24 protein-coding genes and 1 tRNA gene are annotated in these 20,931 nt (G+C 59.0%); 9 read left to right on the forward strand and 16 right to left on the reverse strand.

The features are described 5' to 3' along the window. Window positions 1–20: 20 nt before the first annotated feature. The 4 genes from MW046_RS03495 to MW046_RS03510 form a co-directional block, all read right to left on the reverse strand. Window positions 21–896: a succinate dehydrogenase/fumarate reductase iron-sulfur subunit gene (locus tag MW046_RS03495; protein ID WP_247994183.1), complete on the reverse strand. Its 876-nt coding sequence runs from the start codon at window positions 894–896 to the stop codon at window positions 21–23. Between the two features lie 3 nt (window positions 897–899). Continuing rightward, window positions 900–1,271, reverse strand: a complete 372-nt coding sequence (locus MW046_RS03500) for a succinate dehydrogenase hydrophobic membrane anchor subunit (protein WP_247994184.1) — start codon at window positions 1,269–1,271, stop codon at window positions 900–902. Between the two features lies 1 nt (window position 1,272). Beyond that, window positions 1,273–1,665, reverse strand: a complete 393-nt coding sequence (gene sdhC / locus MW046_RS03505; RefSeq protein ID WP_124955724.1) for a succinate dehydrogenase, cytochrome b556 subunit — start codon at window positions 1,663–1,665, stop codon at window positions 1,273–1,275. Between the two features lie 379 nt (window positions 1,666–2,044). Beyond that, on the reverse strand, window positions 2,045–2,332 hold the full coding sequence (locus MW046_RS03510; protein ID WP_124955723.1) for a PadR family transcriptional regulator: 288 nt from the start codon (window positions 2,330–2,332) through the stop codon (window positions 2,045–2,047). Between the two features lie 209 nt (window positions 2,333–2,541). On the opposite strand from MW046_RS03510, the gene MW046_RS03515 reads away from it, so the two are divergent. Next, window positions 2,542–2,808, forward strand: a complete 267-nt coding sequence (locus MW046_RS03515) for an amphi-Trp domain-containing protein (RefSeq protein WP_247994185.1) — start codon at window positions 2,542–2,544, stop codon at window positions 2,806–2,808. A 76-nt stretch (window positions 2,809–2,884) separates the two neighbouring features. Here the strand turns inward: MW046_RS03515 and MW046_RS03520 are convergent, their stop codons facing one another. The 4 genes from MW046_RS03520 to MW046_RS03535 all read right to left on the reverse strand — a co-directional run bounded on the left by MW046_RS03520 (window position 2,885) and on the right by MW046_RS03535 (window position 5,783). Then, window positions 2,885–3,424: a hypothetical protein gene (locus tag MW046_RS03520; protein ID WP_247994186.1), complete on the reverse strand. Its 540-nt coding sequence runs from the start codon at window positions 3,422–3,424 to the stop codon at window positions 2,885–2,887. Between the two features lie 182 nt (window positions 3,425–3,606). Then, window positions 3,607–4,560, reverse strand: coding sequence for a WD40/YVTN/BNR-like repeat-containing protein (locus tag MW046_RS03525; protein WP_247994187.1), 954 nt, complete (start codon window positions 4,558–4,560; stop codon window positions 3,607–3,609). 634 nt (window positions 4,561–5,194) lie between these two features. Beyond that, window positions 5,195–5,341: a DUF8555 family protein gene (locus MW046_RS03530; protein ID WP_247994188.1), complete on the reverse strand. Its 147-nt coding sequence runs from the start codon at window positions 5,339–5,341 to the stop codon at window positions 5,195–5,197. 97 nt (window positions 5,342–5,438) lie between these two features. After that, window positions 5,439–5,783, reverse strand: a complete 345-nt coding sequence (locus MW046_RS03535; RefSeq protein WP_247994189.1) for a DUF7528 family protein — start codon at window positions 5,781–5,783, stop codon at window positions 5,439–5,441. A 275-nt stretch (window positions 5,784–6,058) separates the two neighbouring features. On the opposite strand from MW046_RS03535, the gene MW046_RS03540 reads away from it, so the two are divergent. Together MW046_RS03540 and MW046_RS03545 are read left to right on the forward strand one after the other, a co-directional pair. After that, window positions 6,059–6,766 (forward strand): DUF7117 family protein, encoded by a 708-nt coding sequence (locus MW046_RS03540; RefSeq protein ID WP_247994190.1) that lies wholly within the window; start codon window positions 6,059–6,061, stop codon window positions 6,764–6,766. Window positions 6,767–7,247: 481 nt separating this feature from the next. Beyond that, on the forward strand, window positions 7,248–8,327 hold the full coding sequence (locus MW046_RS03545) for a LeuA family protein (protein ID WP_247994191.1): 1,080 nt from the start codon (window positions 7,248–7,250) through the stop codon (window positions 8,325–8,327). 144 nt (window positions 8,328–8,471) lie between these two features. On the opposite strand, the gene MW046_RS03550 is transcribed toward MW046_RS03545, so the two are convergent. From MW046_RS03550 to glyA, 5 genes are all read right to left on the reverse strand, one after another. Then, window positions 8,472–8,918: a PIN domain-containing protein gene (locus tag MW046_RS03550; protein ID WP_247994192.1), complete on the reverse strand. Its 447-nt coding sequence runs from the start codon at window positions 8,916–8,918 to the stop codon at window positions 8,472–8,474. A gap of 87 nt (window positions 8,919–9,005) precedes the next feature. Continuing rightward, the gene (locus tag MW046_RS03555) at window positions 9,006–9,527 is read right to left on the reverse strand and encodes an NUDIX hydrolase (RefSeq protein ID WP_247994193.1); all 522 of its coding nucleotides are present in this window, start codon (window positions 9,525–9,527) and stop codon (window positions 9,006–9,008) included. After that, the gene (locus MW046_RS03560; RefSeq protein ID WP_247994194.1) at window positions 9,524–10,417 is read right to left on the reverse strand and encodes a bifunctional methylenetetrahydrofolate dehydrogenase/methenyltetrahydrofolate cyclohydrolase; all 894 of its coding nucleotides are present in this window, start codon (window positions 10,415–10,417) and stop codon (window positions 9,524–9,526) included. Before MW046_RS03560 ends, MW046_RS03555 begins: the two co-directional genes overlap by 4 nt. A gap of 235 nt (window positions 10,418–10,652) precedes the next feature. Continuing rightward, window positions 10,653–10,940, reverse strand: a complete 288-nt coding sequence (locus MW046_RS03565) for a hypothetical protein (RefSeq protein ID WP_247994195.1) — start codon at window positions 10,938–10,940, stop codon at window positions 10,653–10,655. A gap of 56 nt (window positions 10,941–10,996) precedes the next feature. Next, complete coding sequence (glyA, locus tag MW046_RS03570; protein ID WP_247994196.1) at window positions 10,997–12,244, reverse strand: serine hydroxymethyltransferase; 1,248 nt, start codon at window positions 12,242–12,244, stop codon at window positions 10,997–10,999. A gap of 381 nt (window positions 12,245–12,625) precedes the next feature. Between glyA and MW046_RS03575 the strand changes: the two genes are divergently transcribed. The 4 genes from MW046_RS03575 (at window position 12,626) to MW046_RS03590 (ending at window position 17,590) form a co-directional block, all read left to right on the forward strand. Next, on the forward strand, window positions 12,626–14,266 hold the full coding sequence (locus MW046_RS03575; protein WP_247994197.1) for a hypothetical protein: 1,641 nt from the start codon (window positions 12,626–12,628) through the stop codon (window positions 14,264–14,266). 88 nt (window positions 14,267–14,354) lie between these two features. Next, a complete protein-coding gene (tbsP, locus tag MW046_RS03580) occupies window positions 14,355–15,167 on the forward strand; it encodes a transcriptional regulator TbsP (protein ID WP_247994198.1) in 813 nt (270 codons plus the stop codon). Between the two features lie 173 nt (window positions 15,168–15,340). Then, on the forward strand, window positions 15,341–17,041 hold the full coding sequence (locus MW046_RS03585; protein ID WP_247994199.1) for a YcaO-like family protein: 1,701 nt from the start codon (window positions 15,341–15,343) through the stop codon (window positions 17,039–17,041). A 66-nt stretch (window positions 17,042–17,107) separates the two neighbouring features. Beyond that, window positions 17,108–17,590 carry a GNAT family N-acetyltransferase gene (locus tag MW046_RS03590; RefSeq protein ID WP_247994200.1) on the forward strand — a complete coding sequence of 161 codons (483 nt, stop codon included), beginning with the start codon at window positions 17,108–17,110 and terminating at the stop codon, window positions 17,588–17,590. On the opposite strand, the gene MW046_RS03595 is transcribed toward MW046_RS03590, so the two are convergent. From MW046_RS03595 to MW046_RS03605, 3 genes are all read right to left on the reverse strand, one after another. Beyond that, window positions 17,587–18,759 (reverse strand): DUF63 family protein, encoded by a 1,173-nt coding sequence (locus tag MW046_RS03595; protein ID WP_247994201.1) that lies wholly within the window; start codon window positions 18,757–18,759, stop codon window positions 17,587–17,589. The two genes, MW046_RS03590 and MW046_RS03595, sit on opposite strands and share 4 nt — an antisense overlap. A gap of 69 nt (window positions 18,760–18,828) precedes the next feature. Further along, window positions 18,829–19,620 carry an inositol monophosphatase family protein gene (locus MW046_RS03600; RefSeq protein ID WP_247994202.1) on the reverse strand — a complete coding sequence of 264 codons (792 nt, stop codon included), beginning with the start codon at window positions 19,618–19,620 and terminating at the stop codon, window positions 18,829–18,831. Between the two features lie 175 nt (window positions 19,621–19,795). Beyond that, a tRNA-Leu gene (locus tag MW046_RS03605) sits at window positions 19,796–19,879 on the reverse strand. A gap of 99 nt (window positions 19,880–19,978) precedes the next feature. Here MW046_RS03605 and MW046_RS03610 point away from each other — a divergent pair. Beyond that, complete coding sequence (locus tag MW046_RS03610; RefSeq protein WP_247994203.1) at window positions 19,979–20,407, forward strand: CopG family ribbon-helix-helix protein; 429 nt, start codon at window positions 19,979–19,981, stop codon at window positions 20,405–20,407. A 13-nt stretch (window positions 20,408–20,420) separates the two neighbouring features. After that, window positions 20,421–20,903 (forward strand): DUF309 domain-containing protein, encoded by a 483-nt coding sequence (locus MW046_RS03615; RefSeq protein WP_247994204.1) that lies wholly within the window; start codon window positions 20,421–20,423, stop codon window positions 20,901–20,903. The last annotated feature ends 28 nt before the right edge of the window (window positions 20,904–20,931 follow it).

Genomic DNA, 20,931 nt, shown 5'->3' on the forward strand with positions numbered 1-20,931 from the left:
TTTGACTGTATCAGTCTGAATTACCAGAACTTGAGGTTGCTTTTCACGGCTTCGCGTTTGAGTTCCTGAATGTGCTCCGTGAGTGGGATGTCTTTCGGACAGACGTTCGTACAGGAGAACTGAGTTTGACACCGCCACACCCCTTGTTCTTCCTCGATCGTTTCGAGTCGTTGTTGTTTGAGATCCTCGCCTTCGCGTTCGTCCATCACGAAGCGGTAGGCTTTGTTGATCGCCGCCGGACCGAGATAGTTGCCTCCGGCCGCGATGTTACAGGACGACATACACGCACCACACCAGATACAGCGCGTGCTCATCTTGATCTTCTCCCTGTTTTCGCGGTCTTGGCGCTGTTCTTCGAGACCTGATGGAAGATCCTCTTCCTGGAAGTAGGGTTCGACCGTGTCCATCTGGTCGTAGAAATGTTCCATGTCGACGACGAGATCTTTTACCACCTCCTGATGGGGTAGCGGTTCGACGCGCACCGGCTGGTCGAGGTCGTCGATCTGTGTCTGACAGCCCAATCGCTGTGAGCCATTGATGAACAGAGCGTCCGAGCCACAGATCGCCTGCCGACAGGAATGGCGGAACGTGAGCGACGAATCGTAATGGTCGCGCGAGTAAATAAGCCCATCTAGCACAGTCATCCCCTTTTTAGAGGGAACGTGGAAGTCGTCGAACCGCGGCTCCTGTTTGTCCTTGACCTCGGGATCGTATCGGAACACCTTCAGATGGACCGTCTGTCCGTCCGTTTCGGTCGAATCGCTAGCCTGATCCCGCTGCTCGTTGCGCGCGCGCTTTTTCTCAAGGCGGCGTTGTTGGGCCGCCGGTCTGTCGGTCGTCTGTTGGTCAGTCCCAGCTTGTGCTTCGGATTCGGATTCTGAAACGTGTGTGCTCATGGTTCAAACGAGTTGTCCGCCAGTCATCACCCACGCAACACGGATTCCTTGGGCGATGAGTAGGAGGCTCACGATGATAAGTCCGTACTTGACGATCGTCCGGGGCGTTCCCTCGATGCCCTGATTGACGAGAGCGTTGTACACGCCGTTGACGCCGTGGAACGTCCCAGCGATCAGAAACGACACCATCGTCACGAAATACCCCGGCTGACTCATCCGCGCAGTGGTGCCCGCGAGGGTGATCTCGTACGCGTGGTGCACGAAGTGCAACAGCATGAAGTGAAACGCCAACACACCTACGAGAAACACCGCCGTCACTCGCTGGAGCAACCATCGCGTGTCGTCCCGCGAGAAAGACGTGTAATGTTCGGCCATCTCAGAACGCACCTCCGAGGAACGTCGGGATGCTTGCGACGGCGATCGCGCCCGTGAGGATCAACGACGCGTAGAAGCTCTTGTCCTGTGCGTCCAGCCCCAACCCGAGATCAACGAACAACAGCCGAACGCCGTTGAGTATGTGGAACACGGCTACCGCCAACAGTCCCACTTCCATAAACCGGACGATGAGCAGAGCTTCAAGCCCTTGGAGCGTTCCGTTGTACATCGATGCGCCCTCGATAGCGGTGCTGAGTACGGCGATATGCGTGAACAGGTAGCCGATGAGGACCCAACCGGTGAACTTGTGGAACACCCATGCCCACATCCCGGCAGAGAACTCCGTCCACCGCCCGAAGTTCTCGACGAGCCCCCGATCGTACGACTGACTCATGTGTACCTCGGGGTTTGAACCGGCCAGTATAGTAGTTTGTGAACTATCGACCGTATGCCACCCCCGTCTATCAGGGGTCATCGATTACAAAAACCTGTGTGTCACCGGCGTAAAATCGTAGAGCCTTCGCTCTCATCGGGAAGGAGGTGCCCATTGGGTCGGCCGATCCTACAGATTTAGCGAGTACTACACAGATTCGAGGAGAAAGCCCACGATGGGGCTCGCCGCGAAGAATAGCAAATGAACGTCCGTCGCCGTGGTAATCGAAACAATGCGATCACCAACTCAGAAGAATAACCCCCGTTTCGTCGTGTGGAGCGATGTCGGACGAACGGTCGCACGAGCACCGACCACCCCCGATGGACACGATCGATACTAGTTACGCCTCGACTTCGAGACTGATGTATTGTGCTTCCCAGTCGTTACGGGCGTCGATCTCGCGCTGGCCACGACGCGTGAGCGTGTAGTAGTTCGTCCGCCGGTCGCGCTGACCCTTTTCGACCAACCCTTTCTCCACTAACGTATCTAAATTCGGATATAATCGACCGTGGTGGATCTCCTTTTCGTAGTACTCTTCGAGTTCGTCTTTAATCGCTAGTCCGTGTGGATCGTCGCTGCCAGCAATGACGTACAGTAGATCCCGTTGGAAACCGGTCAAATCGTGCATGACTGTATACTTCCGGATATTACCGATTCAGCAGCATAAGCGTGTCGGTCGATCATTCACCCGCGTTGAGTGAGTGTGGTTCCCACTCCTTCGATATTACGATGACAACTAACTGCAAGGTTACTAAACAGACAGTACTAAATATATCGCTTGTTTTGTCTGTTCTAGGCTACCGACTAATTTATATGTTGACGTGACCATGGGAGAACATGGAAGAAACGTTGTTCAGCACCGAGCGCCGTCAGAGGAAAACAGAAATCGCGTCACATCTACGTTCGATCGCTGACAAACTAGAGTCAGGAGAGGCGATCACGTTGTCCAACGGAGGGGAGTCGGTGACGTTGGAGGTTCCAGAGCAAGCGACGTTCGAAATGGAGGTTGAGCGCGAAACGGGTGACGGTGATCCGGAACTGAGTCTCGAGTTCGAGATCGAGTGGCATGAATCGGGAGAGAGCAGCGGCTTCGTGATCGAGTAGTCGATCCGGTGTACCGATCCGATAGTATCGATAACGGACTATCCAAGCAGTCCCGGAACCACCTTGGTTTGGAGCGTCAGCCAGCGGGACCGATCTCCGTCACCGTGATGGTATCCACGTCGGCGGTTGGGGCGGTGTCTGCCGTGACATCGCCACCGGGTTCGGTGACCACATCGACGGCTGCGTGTGGTTCGGCAGAGATAGCAGCTGTCGCATGCGATTCTACGAAGAGGACACCCGACGCCCTCGAACGGGCCAGCACATTCAACTGCGTCTCAGCACGCACGCGAATCTCAGCCATTGCTGAGACACCGATCGTGGTCGTGACCACTTCGACGTTCCTGAGTGTGACCTCGAAAGTTCCACTGACCGCAGGATTGACGTCGATGTCCGCCGTCGGATGGAGTTTCACACCGATCTCGTTGTCAGCGTCAACAGTCATCGACGCGTCGGCATCGATTTCGGTGGTCCGTTCGATGTCGATGTCTGCCGTTCCCTTGACTGTGAGGACCACCGCCCGTTCGGTTTGGGCACTGACTGGTGTTGCGCTGGCTGATCCCACAGCGATAGTGCCGATTGATCCACCGATCGTTTTCAGAACCGTTCGCCGTGACAACGATATATCCGTTAATGTCATAATATCATCTATTACAAGGGACATATTGATTCAGTCGAGCTCGTATCGATACCGAATGCATCCGTCGATACATCCACACTATCCCAGGATGCTGTCCCTTGCCACGTCTAACTTACCGGACACATATAAACACTACTCCACATATTGTGAATTAATCAAGATCAGTTGAAGGAACAGATCGGTGTGTACCGTCCAGTAAGCGGTCCATGAACGGGGAAATCGCCCAGGTCACGCCACGAGCCACGGTGGACGAACAGGCGACCGGTGTGCGTTGCGATGAGGAGATCGCCGTCGACAGCAGTCATACCAGTGACAGTTTCGTCTGCCGGCGGGATCGGGATCGTGTCGAGTGAGCCGCTTTGTGAACAGGAGAACATCGCCGGATCGGTGTCTGGATCGTTCCACGTCGAGGAGTTCGACAGCGCACCAGCCGCATAGACGGCGTCCCCAAGGGCGAACACACATCTGAAATACGACTGGGGAACGGATTGATCGAGTCGCTTCCACGTTTGGCCGGCGTCACGCGTCCGGAAGAGTCCGTGGCCAGTCGCAGCGAGATACTCCGCCGGACCGACGACACGGAGTTCGTGGACATCGTTGTCGACTCCGTTCGATCGTTGTGTCCAGGTAGCTCCACCGTCGTCGCTGACGTGTACGCCGCCCACCTCGATGGCCGCGACGATTCGGTTCGGACTGGCGGGATCAGTGTGAAGATCTCGGACGTGAGCACGATCGTCGTGACGGGGAAGTCGCCACGCCTCACGCGAAGGTATATCCAGAAATCCGTTCAGCTCGGTCCAAGGGATTGTGGCCGTTCCGTCGAGCGCTTCGATCGGTGCCGTGTATATGTGGGCAGGACTCGTTCCGACGTACAACTGCGTGCCGTCGGCATCGACGCAGACGGCGTACGTCTCGGCATGAGGAACGTCGAGATCCGTCCACTCGGAGCCATCCATCGACCGGTACAGTCCGGTTTTCGTGGCCGCGAACAGCCCCACACCGTCTCCGAACTGTCGGAGGCGCATCACTCGACCGGACGAAAGGACCCGTGTCGGTTTTGACGGACCGTCGATCCGGGTGCGATACACTCCGTCGTCGCTGCCGATGAGGAGCATGTAGATACGATGGAGAGACGATGGAATAAGTGATTCTGAAGTCGTGTTTCATACGGATGGTTGTAACGGCGAACGTGCCGTCTCTCCGTCTCTTCTAAGATGAACTGATAGCTTGGTAACGAGGCCGGCGGTGCTTGACCGTGATCGTTTTATCTATGTTTTCCGATATGTGTGTGTTGGAGTTCGTACTTCCGGCTCGTTCCGACGACCGACGCCTCGGAATCACAGTGTCCGTTCTCGTGTTCGTCTACGCATTCATGTAGTGACTGTTTCTACTCGGCGTGTAGGCTGTGAGTGGTATATGACTGTTGTACATCATATGCTGGCTTCTGTTCGCTGTAGCGGATATCGCTGACGCACTCCAACGCATCGCTCACCAACGAGAAGGCGATGACCGATTGAAGTAGCGACTCCGAGATGATGAATGTGAGTAGAAAGGAAAGCAGCCCAGCCGGGATGAAAACGCCCGGCAAGGCATGCCGCCCTGAATTGGTCCCCGCTGACGCTTCGGCCCTCCAAGCGAAGCGTCAATCCAACCAAGTGGCTTCATTAGTATAAACTTACCGGGTCAGGAAGCCCGTTCACCATGATAGCGGCACCCGTGATCCCTTCTCGATGATTCTCGGAACCGATATCACATGTGTTCTTCTTCGAGAACCCATCCGATAGCGCGTCGATAGTACGTAAACATCTGACGGACACCCTCGTGACGCATCTCTTCGTCGTCAAGTTCCTCTTTGAGAAACTCGTACTGATCTCGGATCTCTTCTTCGTTTCGCATGGCTGTGAGAACTGTCGCGCACAGCAAAAGACTATGGACTCGATACCTGCGGTGCGGTCACAGGGGGTCACGACCACTCGGCAGCGGTCTCGTGATGTTAGGATTCTTTCCGTGCTGTGAGCGGCTGTCGACGAGCCAGCACGCAGTCGAACGCTGGATGCTCGGTGAAATGATGGACGAGCATGTGTCGACGACCGCCCGTCAATCCAGGCTGTTCGACGTCCTCAGCAGTGAACTTGGTGGGAAGCTTCCCGTACAGTTCATCAAGCGCTGCGAACGAATCGAACACTTTCCGATGGCCAGAGGAGTCCGCACGACGGCGAACGACGACGTACGAGCCGTCCGGGCGATGCTCACAGGCCGTGTGAGTGAACGTTTCGGTGTGATACAGTGCTTCGTCCAGGGCGGCGTGGAGATCGCGCGCCTCCGCTGGCGTCAGCACGTGAGTCGTCCCCGACAGTTCGAGATGAACCCCGTCTTTTTCACGTTCGACCGACCCTTTGGCCGCCTGTTGTGATGCGATCGTCCGCGTTAATTCAGTGCGGGAGAATTTCTCGACCAGCCACGTTGCTGTGGCTTCCTCTATCCTCTTTCGTAGACGCCGATGGGTTCGACGACATCGTATCTGACGATACGTGTGCGACGTGTAATAACTGTTGGTCGGCTCAGTCCGGCGGAGCCGCCCAGCTTTTTGCGCTCGGCCGATAAATGATACACATGAAAATCCGAGGCCAGCGCGAGTGTCGAGAGTGTGGAACGCGATGGTCGTACTACGAGACCGGCGACGTGTCCTGTCCGGACTGTGATAGCCTCCGGAGTCGCGGGCTGGATGAGCGGACCAAACACACCGATGCACCCACGGCACTCGATCTCTCACCAGCGCGGTCGTTGGTCGAGGAGGAAGGAATATCTGAAGCATTACAAGACGCGACCGAACGGTGTCGAACGTACATCACCCACATAGGCTTCATCCACGCGGGAGAACTCACACCGCTGTCGGAGACGTATCTCGCGGCAACCGAACTCGTCTACAGCGCCCGGGAGTTGCGGAGATCGATGCGGATCGACGACGATACGGAGTTGTATCTGCTCTCGCTGCTCAAGGGCGCGGACGAGGGGAACCGCCCCGATCCTGAAGTCGTTCCGAAATCGATGCAGACGGCCCGCGGACTGGCGTCTGCAGCGGCTGTAGACGACTACCGACAGGCGTTCAACTGGTATCTCGATGAGCATCCTGACCAGCAAGCGGCAGCCGTCTTGCAGACGGTTTCGGAACACGTTCGCCGGATCGAAGCCCTGGACGGTGACGTTGATCCTATGGTGGCCGAACGGCTAGTTGCGTCCGTTCGAGATCTTCGAAAGCACGTCTGTACGGGGGCCGACACGCTCACGACAGCCCAGTCTCGTCTCGAGGAACTGCAGTGACGCGTGCTCTTGTCGTCAGCTTGTGACTCACCAATCGACCACCCACCGATTAGGCAGATGGTGCGTCGAGATTCGGTATGACCGGCGTTGGCCCACCCGGTGGGTTGTGGGTGGATACTGTTGGTCGGCTTCATCCCCGTCGCCAGACTACGTCTGGCGGGCAACCAGAACACTTTGTGTTCTAGTGACGCCCTGAAGGTCGAGGTTTTCGCCTCGAATTCCCGTAATCGACTGCTCTGGAGTGATCAGCGGCGGTTTGCGACGATGCAACTCGCAGATTTCGGTGTGGATGCTGTGGTGGTCGAACACCCGACGTGCCACGATCCGATCCGGAACTGGGCACCGTTCGATGAGTGGCTGTCGCTCTGGTGGTAGTCGAGTATCTCGGTCCCCGTCTCGGGGAACACAACGACGAGATCCATCTCGAGGAGCTTGGACTCGATCCGAAACTGTATGAAACACTCCAGCGCGAGGGTATCGTATGAGATTCTGTGACGTGACACTCCGGGAGGCCACCCAGATACCGGGGCGGGAGTACACTGTTGAGCAAACGATCGCGGCGGGTCGAGCGCTCGATGAGCTGTCTCTGTCGCTCGTTCAGACGGGATTTCCGGCGACGGGCGAACACGACACGACGGTCACACAGCGGTTGGCCGACGTGCTCGAGAACGACGTGGTTGCGATCGCCCGGGCGAGAGACGACGACGTCGATGCCGCACTTGAGGCGGACGCTGACGTGGTGGAGGTGTTCGTTCCGGTGTCCGATCGGCAGCTGAACGCGATACTCGGACTGTCGAGGGATGAGGCGTTCGAGTCCGCACAGGATGCGATCGATCGGGTACGTGACGGCGGTGCACGTCCACATCTCACGCTGATGGACGCGTTTCGCACCGACGCTGATGACGTCGCGCCGGCGTTCGAGCGGTTCAACGTGTCGATCACGCTGACCGATACGGTCGGTGCGCGCACGCCCTCGTTCGTCGCTGGATATCTGCGGTCGCTGGCCGGACTGGGGGTTTCACTCGATCGAATCGGCGTCCATTTCCACGACGATCTGGGCGTCGCCACCGCTAACGCCCTCGTTGCCGCCCGGCTCGGCGTCGATCGGGTGGACGTGAGCGTCGCATCGCTGGGCGAGCGCGCGGGCAATCCCGCTCTTGAGGAAGTCGCCGTCGCGCTCGAAGCGGACGGCCACGACACCGGTCTCGCACGCGACCAGCTCATTCCGGCGTGCCGGGCGGTGCTCGACGCGCTCGACGAACCGGTCGATCCCCGCGCGCCGGTCATCGGGGAGGCAGTTACATCCCACGAGTCCGGGCTGCACACGGCGGCAATGCTCGAGGACCCGGCGACGTTCGAGCCGTACGATCCCGAAACGTTTGGCGGCGAGCGACGGCTCCTGTTCGGCGCACATACCGGACGAGAGGCGGCGACACGGCTGCTCGAACGAGCCGACAAGGAACCGACAGAGGAACTGATCGACGCGCTGCTCGACCGGCTCGCAGAGACGGAGGAGCCGATCGAGTTGGACGAGGCGGTAGCGATAGCAGAGCAGCTGTGACACCCGCCCAGCTACTGCTGAGATCTCCATTTGTAAAGAACAAGGAGAATATCTACGCTTTTAGGCGTGGGATGAATCCGACACTCTGACCGACAACTAACCGACGACATTCCAGCCGGATATTCCACCGCCAATAACCACTTTTCATTGCTCTCGATAGTACTCGACTACATCGAGCACTGATCGAACTTCGTCGTTCAGAAAATCGCTGTCGTTGGTTGCCAGCGTTGCTCCGTTCATTCGCGCGACCCCTGCGATCATCGCGGCCGTGGCTGTGAGTGGTGTCCTTCGATCGATGAGATCCCGCTGCAAGCGAGCGGTTTCGAGCGCCGACCGATGATCGTGTTGTAGCACATCTAGGCCGAGCCAGCCGATGGCTTCCCGAATATCATCGAGATCGCCATGGAACTGGCCGTGGTGTGCTCCTATATACAGCTCGACCATCGTCGTCGCGGTGACCACGAGATCCTCGTGTTGGTGGGCGTCGAGAAACTCCTGTGCCGGTTCGTGACCGGTGAGATAGTCGCTAACGAGATTCGAATCGAGACAGAGCATCGAATTATCGACCCAGTCTTCGATGTTCTCGTCCATTCCCTCCCGAAGCTCGCGCCGCGCCTGCTTAACACCTATAACTGTTATACCAGCCGATCTATCGCCCCCTCTTGATTCCTGGATGAATCAATGGCTCCCTCGTTGTCCGAGTAGTTCGACCACGAGATCACGGGTGTAGGTGTCTGCCGGTACCGACGTGTGCCACTCGACCGAACTGATCGATTCGTCGGGAAGCCCGGGATCGTCGGCCACATCCGTCGTCTCGGGCGTCGCCTCGAACATCGCAAAGCGGAACACGAACGATTCGGCCGTCGTCTGGTGGGAGAACGTCTGTTCGGCGATCCCCGCTAGTCCGGAGAGTGAAACGTCCACACCCGTCTCTTCGCGTACCTCCCGGACGGCACCCATCTCTGGCGACTCCTCGGCTTCGAGTCGCCCCCCGGGGACGTACCACTGGCCGTTTTCCCGGACGAGTAACACCCGATCGGCGGCGTCAACCACCAGCGCGCCGACGCCCCAGCCGCGTGGAGACGCTCGCATTGAAGCAAACGCCTCGGCGTCGAGTTCGTGGTTCGCCTCGTGGTGAACGACGTCCTCATACCGCGCGCGAAGCGTCTCGGCCGTCGAATCCGGATCGATTCGACTCACGGAAGTTCGACGTCGACGCCGGTCTGTGCGCTCGCGGCTTTCACCGTGTTGTACAACAGCATGGCACGCGTCATGGGACCGACACCACCCGGCACTGGCGTGATGACGCCCGCTTTCTCTTTTGCGCTCTCGAAATCGACGTCTCCAACGAGTTCGTATCCTTTCTCGGTCTCGGCATCCACGGAATTGACGCCCACATCGATCACCGTCGCGCCCTCGCGGAGCATCGTCCCGTCGATGAGTTCCGGCACACCCGCAGCTGCGACGACGATGTCCGCCGTGCGCGTTTTCGCCGCGAGATCCTCAGTGTGAGAGTGACACACCGTCACTGTGGCGTTGCCGCCCGGTGCTTTCTGAATGAGGAGATTCGCCAGCGGCTTGCCGACGATCTCCGATCGGCCGACGATCACTACCTCTTTCCCGTCGGGATCGACGCCTGCGGCGTCGAGAAGTTTCTGTACACCGTGGGGCGTGCACGGCTTGAACCGCGACTCACCACCCACCAGCCGACCGACGTTCTCGGGATGGAAGCCGTCGACGTCCTTTTCCGGGTCGATACTCCGTACGACGCGGCGCTCGTCCACGTGCTCGGGAACCGGCAACTGCACGAGAATACCGTGTACTGCCGGATCGTCGTTGAGATCCTCGATCGTCTCGTACAACTCCGTGGCGGGCGCGTCGGCGTCGATCTCGACGTGAATCCCGTTGATGCCGACCTCCTCACAGTCGCGCTGTTTCATCGAGACGTACGTCTCGCTCGATGGATCGGTGCTCATCAACACCGTCGCCAATCCGGGCGTCACACCAGCAGTCGTAAGCGTATCGATGTTGTCAGTGAGCGAATCGCGGATATCGCTGGCGACGGCGTCACCATCGAGAACGGTGGTCATTGTGTGAACGAGGGCACCCAATCGTCATAAAACGCACGAACCTGTGTGTATTCCCGTTACGAATCCGTCGAAATATACACGTTTGTGAGGGTGCCATAGAACACAGCACATACGAGGACGAATAGGGTAACCAGTTGGCCAGTCGCTCGATGTGAACGTGGCGTGCTCCCCGGACTGAAGTCGTGGGTCTCCCGAGGTTCCGATGTTACGCCCGTCGATTCGGATGGTTGGGAGTCTACGCTTCGTGGGCCGACGACGCACTGGCAGCGTCGTTCGAAAGACCTCTGGTCTTTCGTGATCTCGCAAGAGCTGCGCTCTTGTGGACCTCGCGGCGGTCCCCTCCGTTCAGTGATGAGACACCGAGGGTGTCTCGAACCACCGCACTACTGTTACTCGTTCCCCGCGAGAGGTAGCGAGGTACCTCCTTGTTTTGCGTCGGCTGGCGTGGTTGGCTTACTTCTTTGATTTCGGCTGTCGCCGTGACAAACACCGAATCACTGTCAATTTCCCACGCATACACCATACAAATGAAATCAGTATGCAACGTGTGTTACTGTTCTACGATATTCCGGACCGTACCTATTCGTACAGCGGATGCTCTGCACAGAGTGTTTGAACGTCTTCCGCGACTGCATCTTTCACGTCCGAGTCGTCGGGGCTGTCGACGACGCGGGCGATGCAGTCAGCGACCTGTTCGATCGCCGTCTCATCGAAGCCCCGAGTGGTGAGCGCGGGCGTTCCAGCGCGGATGCCGCTGGCCACGAACGGAGATCGTGTCTCGCCGGGGACGGTGTTGGCATTCAGCACGATCCCCACCTCTTCGAGCGCGCGCTCGACCTCCTTCCCGGTCGTGTCAGGGTGTGAATCCCGAAGGTCGACGAGCACGAGATGAGTATCGGTCCCACCCGAAACGAGGCTCAGTCCGTGCTCAGACAGCCGTTCTCCGAGGGCGCTCGCATTAGCAACGACTTGAGCAGCGTACTCCTCGAATTCGGGTTGGAGTGCCTCCTTGAAGCCAACGGCCTTGCCCGCGATGTTGTGCATCAACGGACCGCCCTGCATTCCGGGAATGATGGCACTGTCGATCGCATCGGCGTGTTCCTCGCTGGACATGATGATACCACCCCGTCCCGCGCGAATCGTCTTATGCGTCGAGCCAGTAACGAAGTCCGCGATGCCGACCGGAGAAGGGTGTTCGCCGGCGGCGACAAGCCCCGTGATGTGAGCAATATCGGCGAGGTGATAGGCATCGACGCTCGTTGCGATCTCCTGGATCCGTTCCCAGTCGACCTGTCGGGGGTACGCCGAATAGCCCGAGACGATTATGTCCGGTTCGAACTCGGTGGCGTGGGCTGCCAGCGCGTCGTAATCGATATACCCCGTTTCGGGATCGACCTCGTACTGTTCGACCTCGTACACCTGTCCCGCGAAGTTCTTCGGATGGCCGTGGCTGAGGTGGCCGCCGTGAGTGAGATCGAGCGAGAGGATTTTATCGCCGGGATCAAGCGCCGCGAGATACACGCCCATGTTGGCCTGAGATCCGCTGTGTGGTTGGACGTTAACGTACTCAGCGCCCCACAGTTCCGTTGCACGGTCGATGGCGAGCTGCTCGACCGTATCGGCACACTCACAGCCGCCGTAGTACCGAGCATCGGGGTAGCCCTCGGCGTATTTGTTCGTGAGAGTGCTGCCTTGGGCTTCGAGAACCGCACGGCTGACGTGGTTCTCGCTGGCGATCATGGCGAGCGTCTCGCGCTGGCGCTCGACCTCACCGACGAGCGCGTCAGCGACCTCCGGATCCGTCTCCCGGACGTGGTTGTACTCCATATCCGTCTTCCAGTCCGCTCACACTATAATCTACCCGTCTAGTGGTGGCCTTCCGGTGTCGATGGCTATTTTGTGCTGGGTGGATATCATCCAGTCGTTCGCAAACGTGATCGAGCACGCACGGTTCGGCGACCAGGGAGCTGCTGTCTGGCGAGCGGTGGCGGTGTGGTTAATGGGAATACACTCACCGCAAGCGCTAGCGAGCGGTTTTTTAGTCCTCTCAGATGGACGACGTCCATCTGGGAGCCTGCAAGAGCGAAGCCCTTGGAATGTAGGTTTTTTGCGTTCGGGTGAACGAAGCTCACCACTCACGCAAAAAAAGTGGGTCTAGACTTCCGGAGTCGGTACCTATTTGTTGCTCTAACAATACCAGTTACTGGTATGAGTCGGGGCGTTGCCGGAGGGAGCCAATCGGTCAATCAGCCACTAGGTCCTGCCACGTTTACGATCCCCAAATCCCCAGAGGGCGTGGCGACGGCGATCTCAGTCCTCTCTGCCGGTCTGTCGACGACGGGCCCAGAGCGTTCGCACCCGGGCTACCGGATGCATCCACCGCTCGTTGAGGTCGGGACCGAAACGTACGTGCCACCGCGCGTACGCCGGATGGTCCCACAAACGGAGATCGTCATCGACGTTCCTGCGAGCTATGACGAGCTGTTTGTAGTCGCGCCGCTCGCGTACTACCTCGGGGCTTCCGTCCGGATCGGCTCGGAAACACCCTGCATCCGCGCACCAGGCGTTCACCGTTCGTTCGGATCGTTACCTGATCTCAAATACGAAGTGGCTGAACTGCTTCGTCGAGTGTTTTTCCTCGACTGTCTCGTTCGGGACGTTGCGGACGAGGAACCACCCTACGAGCGGGCCGCGCTCGGCGACATTGGTCTCGACCCGGAGGCGTTGCGAACCGCAACGCCGGCCGAACGACTCTCGGCATATCTGGGGGTAAAGCAGGGAACGATCATGTCCAACCTCCCGATGTGGCATCTCTCTACGTACGTCGCTCCCAGCCCCGATATGATCTCGTGTCTTCCGTTCTTGCTCGACGATCTCAGCCTCATCTATCCGCCCGATTCCGAAGACATGGATCGGAACGGGCTGTTACAACGAGCACTCGATGATTTCTACCGAGGACCGGTCGCATCGGTTGATATCGTCGCCCCCAAACTCCAACCGGCAGATCTACACGCGTGGCTCGCCGACGACGTTCCGGCTGATGCGTACACGCCGTCGGTTCAGGCGTACCGCAACCGGCTGGCGACGTCCCTTCCCGAAACACCACTCGACGTTACGGTCGTCCTCAACGACAGCATGATGGACGGGGAATACGAGGAGGTCGCAGAGGTCTATGACGACACCGACCAGACGACGACCATGCACCGATCGGTGACCGTCGACGAGTTAGCACAGATCTTCGAAGCCGAATCGGATTTCGTCCACTTCATTGGACACTGTGAGGTCGGCGGGCTACAGTGTCACAACGGCGAACTCGACATCGAGAGTCTTTCCTCAGTCGGCGCCCGTACGTTCTTCCTCAACGCCTGTGGCTCCTACTATCAGGGGCAAGCGCTCGTCGAGCGCGGAAGCGTCGCCGGTGCCGTCACGCTTCGGAAGGTGCTCAATAAACCGGCGATCCGCGTCGGAACGACGTTCGCTCGGCTGTTCGTCACCGGATTCGGCATCGAACGCGCGATGCAACTCGCCCGCAGGCGGATCACGATGAGCACGGATTACGCCGTCGTCGGCGATGGGACGTACGCACTCACCGACGAGAAGGTCGCCGTAGCGCGTTTGAACAAAAACGGTAGAAATTACACGCTCAACTACACCGTCTCTCCGAACCGTCATCCCGGAGAGTGTTACTACGCGCCGTTCGAACTTTGGCCGCGGCTCACCGGCTCACAAGCGACGACCGATCTCGCCCCCAAGGACGTCCCGCGAGTTCTCGAATCGCTGTCCTGCCCGGTGATCCATGACGGCGAGCTCAGCTGGGCGGAGGACCTCGCTAATGATTTTTGTCAGTAGATGAATAATAGTTTCATCGTATTCATCGTCTTCGGTTTTTGAATAACGCAGATATTAAATAGTATGGGGGTATAAATATTCAACACCGATGCGTTCGAACATACTAGAATCGGGTGTCGAGGGTCTCCTGGAATCCGTTCTCGGGGACGCCACTGGCGAACTGTATCTGATCAATCCATCGCGTGAGATTCTGGAAGTGTCGATTCCAGCGATCGAGCAAGCGGAAGACGTTTCGGTGCGTCTCCTCGCTGGCGAGCGCGTTTTGAAGGACGTTCTCGACGATTTCATCGTCGGGAGCACTGCTGCAGATCTCATCGAAGCGGATCGACTCGCGCTCCGAACGTTCGACGAGCCGACGAACACGCTCATCGTCTCCGATGATGCCGTGACGGCCGTCGTTTCCGCCGGTGGGAAGGTCGCCGGACTCGTGACCGACGATACGGAGTTCGTATCGGCCACCCGTGAACAGTACGAAAGTGAGTGGGACTCTGCGGAGCAGTTCAAGCTCCGAACGCCTCCGATCTCTCGCGTTCGATCGACGCTTTCCGAAGAGATCGGTGCCGACGTGGCCGAGGACTTCGACGGCGTCCTCACCTCGCTCGAAACCGCACGCGGCAACGGCGAAGGACTAGACGAAGTCACCATCAGTCTACTCGTCGCGGCGAAAAACGAGGAGCTGCTGTACGACATCAGCAAATGGGGGGAAGATGTCGGCATTGCGAGCAAGGCGACGTTCTCGCGCACCAAAACCCGTCTCGAAGAGATGGGACTCGTCGACACCGAGAAAGTGCCGATCGACGTGGGTCGCCCACGCCTGCGTCTCATCCTCGGTGACGACCGGCTTCAGAGCACCAGCTCCGACGATCTCGCCAACGTCGCTCAGAGCTTGATGGCCTCCTAAGAGACCGAAGACACCGGTATCGACGCCGACAGCGTCGTCCCCGGCCCGATTCGGATCTTTCTATGGTCCGGGGGGTTCGATTCTATCACTGGAGCTGTAAGGCTACCCAGACGATCACAGACGATCACGAGTGAATCCGTGTTCCTTTTTCGTATCAGTTCGTTCAGTGAGTCATGTCTGTCACTGTCGTCGGCTCCGGGCCTGCGGTAGATGCCATTGAGGCGGCCGTTTCCGACATTGATCACGAGTTATCCGTTCGATCAAGGGTCGAGACGCTTGCGGACGATCTCGCTGTCGTCGTGGGAGTAGTCGGATCGGACGTGTTCTCGATCGCAAACGAGGAGGCACGATCGAACGGAACACCGTGGATTGCCGTCGAACTCGGCGGTATCGGGGGATGTTCCCATCCATCGGTCGACGTTGCCGTATCGGGCTATGGGGTTTCCACCGCGTGTTTCGATTGTCTTCGAACGCGCGTTCGATCCGGACTCGACGACTCAGAGGCTGATTCTTCCGATATTGACCCAGAAACGGCACGCTTTGGTGGTGCTCTAGCCGGACGGGAGACCGTCAAGACGGTGTCCGGATCGTCGTCGCTGTTCGGTCGCGTGATCGAGGTGCCACACGCACGGCGACGGATCTACTCCGTTCCGGGCTGTTCGTGTACGGGACACCGAGAGTGGACGCTGTCGAGAGCGCACGAGGAACGATCGTTACAGGCGACGCTCGAACGAGCCGAGCGAGCGGTCGACGATCGGATCGGACTGATCAACGAGGTGGGTGAGGCCGAGTCGTTCCCGGTGCCGTACTACCTCGCACAGCTCGCCGACACTACCGGGTTCAGCGACGCGCAAGCGAGCCAACAGGCTGCCGGTGTCGCACTAGGATGGGACGAGGCGTTCATGAAAGCGCTCGGTGAGGGACTCGAACGCTACTGTGCTGGCGTGTACGATTCCGATGCCCTCTACACCGCACGCGCGGGGAATCTCTCGGCACCGATTCAGCCATCGACGTTCGTTCGTCCCGATGATCCGGATGACACCGCTCCGATAGAGTGGGTGCCCGGTGAAGATCTACACACCGGTGAGACGGTGTCTCTTCCTGCCGCCCGGGTGTTGTTCCCCTATGAAGGACCGGGACCGACCATCACGACGGGACTTGGACTCGGAAGTTCGGGCGCGGCGGCGTTGATCGCTGGGGTAACGGAGATCATCGAACGGGACGGTGCGCTGTTGGCGTGGTACTCGACGTACGAACCCCTGGAGCTGTCGATTGACGATGAGGAGTACGAGACACTCGTCGCCCGAGCAAGAGCGGAAGGGCTGTCGGTGACCGCGTCGCTGTTGACCCAAGATGTCGATATCCCAGTGATCGGCGTGGCCGTCCACCGAGATGAGGAGTGGCCGGCGTTCGCTCTCGGTCTGGCAGCCGATCTCGATCCGATCGCTGCCGCTCGATCGGCGTGTACCGAAGCGCTTCAAAACTGGACGGAGCTTCGTCGGATGGGTAAAACCGGTTCCCGAAATGCTGGCGGCCGGATCGGTCATTTCGCATCACGCCCACCCGCGACAGAGGAGTTCACTAACCCCAAGCAGACGATTCCAGCAGCGAGCATCGCGGCGGACGGTCCCACGGGAGCAGATGCGCTAGATCTGCTCCTCGAACGGCTCAGTGATGTCGGACTCGACGCTTATGCCGCCCGACTGACGACGCCGGACGTGGAGGCGCTCGGTTTCGAGGCCGTCCGTGTGCTCGTGCCACGAGCACAACCACTGTTCATCGGTGAGTCGTACTTCAGCGAGCGGGCGCGGACGGTTCCCTCAGAGCTGGGCTTCGAACCACGACTCCAGCGCGAACACCATCCGTATCCGTAGCCACACGACCCCGGACGAGTCCGTCGTCCGAACCCATATTGTCCTGACAGCCACACCATCGATCGAATGTCTGATGTTAGCGAGTACGTGATCAGGGCCGAAATGGACGGCGAAACAGCACGGATACGGGATCGTTTGGCGGCCGTCGGAATGATGCACGAAGACATCGATCCGGATCGATCTCGGTTTTGGGTCGCGGAGAAGGCTGGTTCGGACACTGACTCGGAAATCGTCGGAACGGTCCGCCTCGAACTCGATCGGCCCAATGCGCTCGTCGGTTCGCTGTACGTCGCATCCGACCATCGGAACAACGGTCTCGGTGGGGCGCTCATCGACCACGTCGACCGAGCGGCCCAGTCGCGTGGCGTCACGACACTGTATCTGTTCAGTACCGACGCCGGTACGTACTTCGAGGCGCGGGGGTACGAGGAAACTCCAGTTGAGGAGACCGTCGTCGCCGTTTCGGACACCCCTCAAGCCGAGTACTACCGCAACCGACCGGAACTGCTCGCAAACGAAGTCACGTTCCGGAAATCGATCGACGGCTAGATCCCGAACGTCGCCCGGAGCATATCCCGCGTGCCGGGTCCGAGACCGACGGCGACGATGGCGACCAACAGTAACATCGCGTACTGGGGACTGTCCTCGAAGATCCGATCGTCGAAAAGGGAGATGACGAGTACCGCGGCCACGATCTTCACGAGGAGGAACGGCCATGCCGATCCGATGATATCGATGATCGACTGTGGGACGGCAGCTCTTGTAACCTCTATGATTATTCGGTTGGCGGGATGTTTGGGATCATAGCCCAGAAATCCCATTCCGAGCGCGCCCATCCAGTCGGCGGCGATCACGTTTGCGACGCCGTCGAGGGCGTGCGCGAAGAGGACGACTAGCCCCATCAGCCCGGTCCCCTCGTTCACCCACGGGGCGAACCGATCGAGGCCGGCGTACAGTCCTCCAGCGATGAGTCCCGACAGGACGAGCACGGCCACCGGGAGCTGTGGGTAAAAGCCGATCCTCGTTCCCGAGGTGTCGATCGTGGCGACGAGATAGCCGATGTAACCGACGGTGAGGGCGACGGCGGCCGTTCCGATCGCCGCGACGACCACGGGATACTGATCGAACTGGACGACGTCCCACTTAACCAGTCCGAGTCCAATCAGGATAGCCGCGAGCGTGAGAACGAAGACGACGCCGTAGATGACGGGGCTGATGATGAGCGTGTTGAGGGGATAGCCGATGACCGCTCCAACGTCGGTTCGGGCGACCACGGCGTCAGTGGCGTCCTCAACGACCCGCAGCGCGCCACCGAGGAACATGAACGGGACGAGTGCGAAAAAGATCCGGCGGTTCCGGCCGAGTTGGAGGCGGCGAACGAGAAAGTATACGCCGACCAGCATGAACAGGAGCAGTATCGCGTATCCGATCTCGGAAATGACCGTGTATCCCGGCCTAGCGACGATCTGCCCCGTCGCTTCGGCTTGGAAACAGCCATCTGTGAGCGGTTTCGCACCTTCCTCGGTCAGGACCGCACACCGAGCGTTGTACGCGTCCGCGTAAACGGGACCCCAGAAATACTGCCAGATAAACCGATCGTACACCTGTCGCGGGAAGGCAAGCGCGCCACCGGCTACCACGACGGTGGCGACCACGGCCGTGACGATCCACGCCCGTCCGGAACTCACCACCGATCCGAGCCGTTCGGTCGAGTCCATAAGCTACCGCACGTTCCGGTTCCGTCCGTGTTTACACTTCCGATCCCCCTCGTCGAAAACCCGCGACGGCTAGTCGACCGTATGCACGACATCGAGTGCTTCCTCGTGGAGCCGACCATTGGTGGCGACCAGACCAGGTGCGTCGTATCGCCACCGGTTGCCGTCGACATCGGTGACAGTGCCTCCAGCTCGTTCGACCATGAACGCCCCTGCGATCGTATCCCACGGGTGATGATCGACGGTCGAGATCGCTACGTCGAGTCCCCCACTGGCAACCCGCGAGAGCGAACCTTGTGTGCAGCCCGAACGACGGAGATCACCGAACATTTCGACAGCCTCCCCGACGGCCGTGATGAACTCGTCGTGGGGGCTGGCTCCCCCCCACAACGTCGGTGACACGACTCCCGCGTTCGGCTCCGTTTCCGTACTCACCGTGATCGGCGTGTCGTTCCGGGTGATACCGTCCGGACCAGCAATGTAAGTGTCATCGAGCGCAGGAAACACGTTTGCCGCGGCCACACACTCGCCGTCCACGACACACGCCACACTCGTCGCCCACGTCCGCACGCCACGGATGTAGTTGCTCGTTCCGTCGATCGGATCGATCACCCACGCCGCACCTCGATCGGGAACGGTGTCGTGTGTGCCCCTTTCCTCTCCAACGATCACCTCGCCCGGATACGCGTCCGTGAGCACCGATGCGACCCGATCCTGTGTGTCGCGGTCGGCTTGGGTGACGGGGTCCGTCTCGTGGGCTTTCGTCTCGACAGCGATGTCAGTGCGAAACGACTCCATCGCCACGTTCGCCCCCGCGTTTGCCGCCCGTCGTGCAACCGTGACCCGTCGCTCGGCATCGACCATGGGATCCCCTGTCGTCCCGATCGGACAAAGCTCCGTCGGTCAGAACATGTCTACGAGTTCCGGTTACATCCACCGACGGAGCAACCGCTCAGGAGTGTTGTGAATGGAGCGAGGGCAAGATCGAACCCCGTGGAGGCGATCTTGCACGCACTCGCAATGAGTAGGTGGGTGCGAGTGCGAGGGGCAGGATTTGAACCTGCGGACCTCTACAGGAGCGGATCTTGAGTCCGCCGCCGTTTCCTAACTTGGCTACCCTCGCACGGATACACATCGTTTCTCGGGGGGTTAAAGCGTTGCGAACCGATCCCCCCTAACGGAAATATTAACTTCTAATAACCGAACGGCTATAGGTTAACACATGACCGTTGTCAGCGTCTCCATGCCGGATGCACTCCTCGAACGGCTCGATACGTTCGCGGACGAACACGGCTACACAGGGCGAAGCGAGGTCGTCCGCGAAGCGTCTCGAAATCTACTCAGCGAGTTCGAGGACAAGCGCCTCGAAGACCGCGATCTACTAGGTGTTGTGACAGTACTTTTCAATTATGAAACATCAGATGTCGAACAACGGATGATGCAGCTGCGTCACGAACACGAACTCCTCGTTTCCTCGAACGTCCACAACCACGTCGGTGATCGGTACTGCATGGAACTGTTCGTCGTCGAAGGCTCGCTCGAAGAGATATCGACGTTTGTGGGGAAAATCCGCGCGACACAGGACACGCTATCGATCGATTACTCCGTCATTCCAGTGGACGGATTCGAGCACACACTGACCACTGAATGACGTCACTCCACCCATGACTGACCACACCCGGGCCGACGCACCACCGCCAGACGTCGGAAATCCAACCGGCTGGTGTCCCGACCGACACTGCTGGGAACATGGCACGCTCCGGCAAGCGGTGGTTCACGGCGTCCGTCTGTACAACGCCGGTGCGTTCCACGAATCACACGACTGTTTCGAAGCGGAATGGTACAACTACGGCCGAGGCACCACCGAAAGCGCCTTCGCTCACGGCATGGTCCAAGTCGCAGCAGGCGCGTACAAACACTTCGATTTCGAAAACGACGAAGGGATGCGGAGCCTCTTTCAAACTGCATTGCAGTACTTTCATGGCGTTCCTCGGGACTACTACGGCGTCGACGTACTCGACGTGAGAACGACGCTCACGAACGCCTGCAACGATCCTAGCGTGTTACACGACTGGCGGATCACGCTCGACGAAACACGTCCCGAGGCACGTCCGGTCGACTTCGAATATGCGTCATCGATAACGTAAAAACAACTACGACAAATCCTCTGACAGT

The organism is Halocatena salina (assembly GCF_023115355.1).
GTDB lineage: Archaea > Halobacteriota > Halobacteria > Halobacteriales > Haloarculaceae > Halocatena > Halocatena salina.

Bases quoted from the DNA above. Each gene is read 5' to 3' on its own strand.
- MW046_RS03495 (WP_247994183.1), bottom strand. From the start codon at position 896: ATGAGCACACACGTTTCAGAATCCGAATCCGAAGCACAAGCTGGGACT.
- MW046_RS03500 (WP_247994184.1), bottom strand. From the start codon at position 1,271: ATGGCCGAACATTACACGTCTTTCTCGCGGGACGACACGCGATGGTTG.
- sdhC (WP_124955724.1), bottom strand. From the start codon at position 1,665: ATGAGTCAGTCGTACGATCGGGGGCTCGTCGAGAACTTCGGGCGGTGG.
- MW046_RS03510 (WP_124955723.1), bottom strand. From the start codon at position 2,332: ATGCACGATTTGACCGGTTTCCAACGGGATCTACTGTACGTCATTGCT.
- MW046_RS03515 (WP_247994185.1), top strand. From the start codon at position 2,542: ATGGAAGAAACGTTGTTCAGCACCGAGCGCCGTCAGAGGAAAACAGAA.
- MW046_RS03525 (WP_247994187.1), bottom strand. From the start codon at position 4,560: ATGCTCCTCATCGGCAGCGACGACGGAGTGTATCGCACCCGGATCGAC.
- MW046_RS03530 (WP_247994188.1), bottom strand. From the start codon at position 5,341: ATGCGAAACGAAGAAGAGATCCGAGATCAGTACGAGTTTCTCAAAGAG.
- MW046_RS03540 (WP_247994190.1), top strand. From the start codon at position 6,059: ATGAAAATCCGAGGCCAGCGCGAGTGTCGAGAGTGTGGAACGCGATGG.
- MW046_RS03545 (WP_247994191.1), top strand. From the start codon at position 7,248: ATGAGATTCTGTGACGTGACACTCCGGGAGGCCACCCAGATACCGGGG.
- MW046_RS03550 (WP_247994192.1), bottom strand. From the start codon at position 8,918: ATGGACGAGAACATCGAAGACTGGGTCGATAATTCGATGCTCTGTCTC.
- MW046_RS03560 (WP_247994194.1), bottom strand. From the start codon at position 10,417: ATGACCACCGTTCTCGATGGTGACGCCGTCGCCAGCGATATCCGCGAT.
- MW046_RS03565 (WP_247994195.1), bottom strand. From the start codon at position 10,940: ATGGTGTATGCGTGGGAAATTGACAGTGATTCGGTGTTTGTCACGGCG.
- glyA (WP_247994196.1), bottom strand. From the start codon at position 12,244: ATGGAGTACAACCACGTCCGGGAGACGGATCCGGAGGTCGCTGACGCG.
- MW046_RS03575 (WP_247994197.1), top strand. From the start codon at position 12,626: ATGAGTCGGGGCGTTGCCGGAGGGAGCCAATCGGTCAATCAGCCACTA.
- tbsP (WP_247994198.1), top strand. From the start codon at position 14,355: ATGCGTTCGAACATACTAGAATCGGGTGTCGAGGGTCTCCTGGAATCC.
- MW046_RS03585 (WP_247994199.1), top strand. From the start codon at position 15,341: ATGTCTGTCACTGTCGTCGGCTCCGGGCCTGCGGTAGATGCCATTGAG.
- MW046_RS03590 (WP_247994200.1), top strand. From the start codon at position 17,108: ATGTCTGATGTTAGCGAGTACGTGATCAGGGCCGAAATGGACGGCGAA.
- MW046_RS03595 (WP_247994201.1), bottom strand. From the start codon at position 18,759: ATGGACTCGACCGAACGGCTCGGATCGGTGGTGAGTTCCGGACGGGCG.
- MW046_RS03600 (WP_247994202.1), bottom strand. From the start codon at position 19,620: ATGGTCGATGCCGAGCGACGGGTCACGGTTGCACGACGGGCGGCAAAC.
- MW046_RS03610 (WP_247994203.1), top strand. From the start codon at position 19,979: ATGACCGTTGTCAGCGTCTCCATGCCGGATGCACTCCTCGAACGGCTC.
- MW046_RS03615 (WP_247994204.1), top strand. From the start codon at position 20,421: ATGACTGACCACACCCGGGCCGACGCACCACCGCCAGACGTCGGAAAT.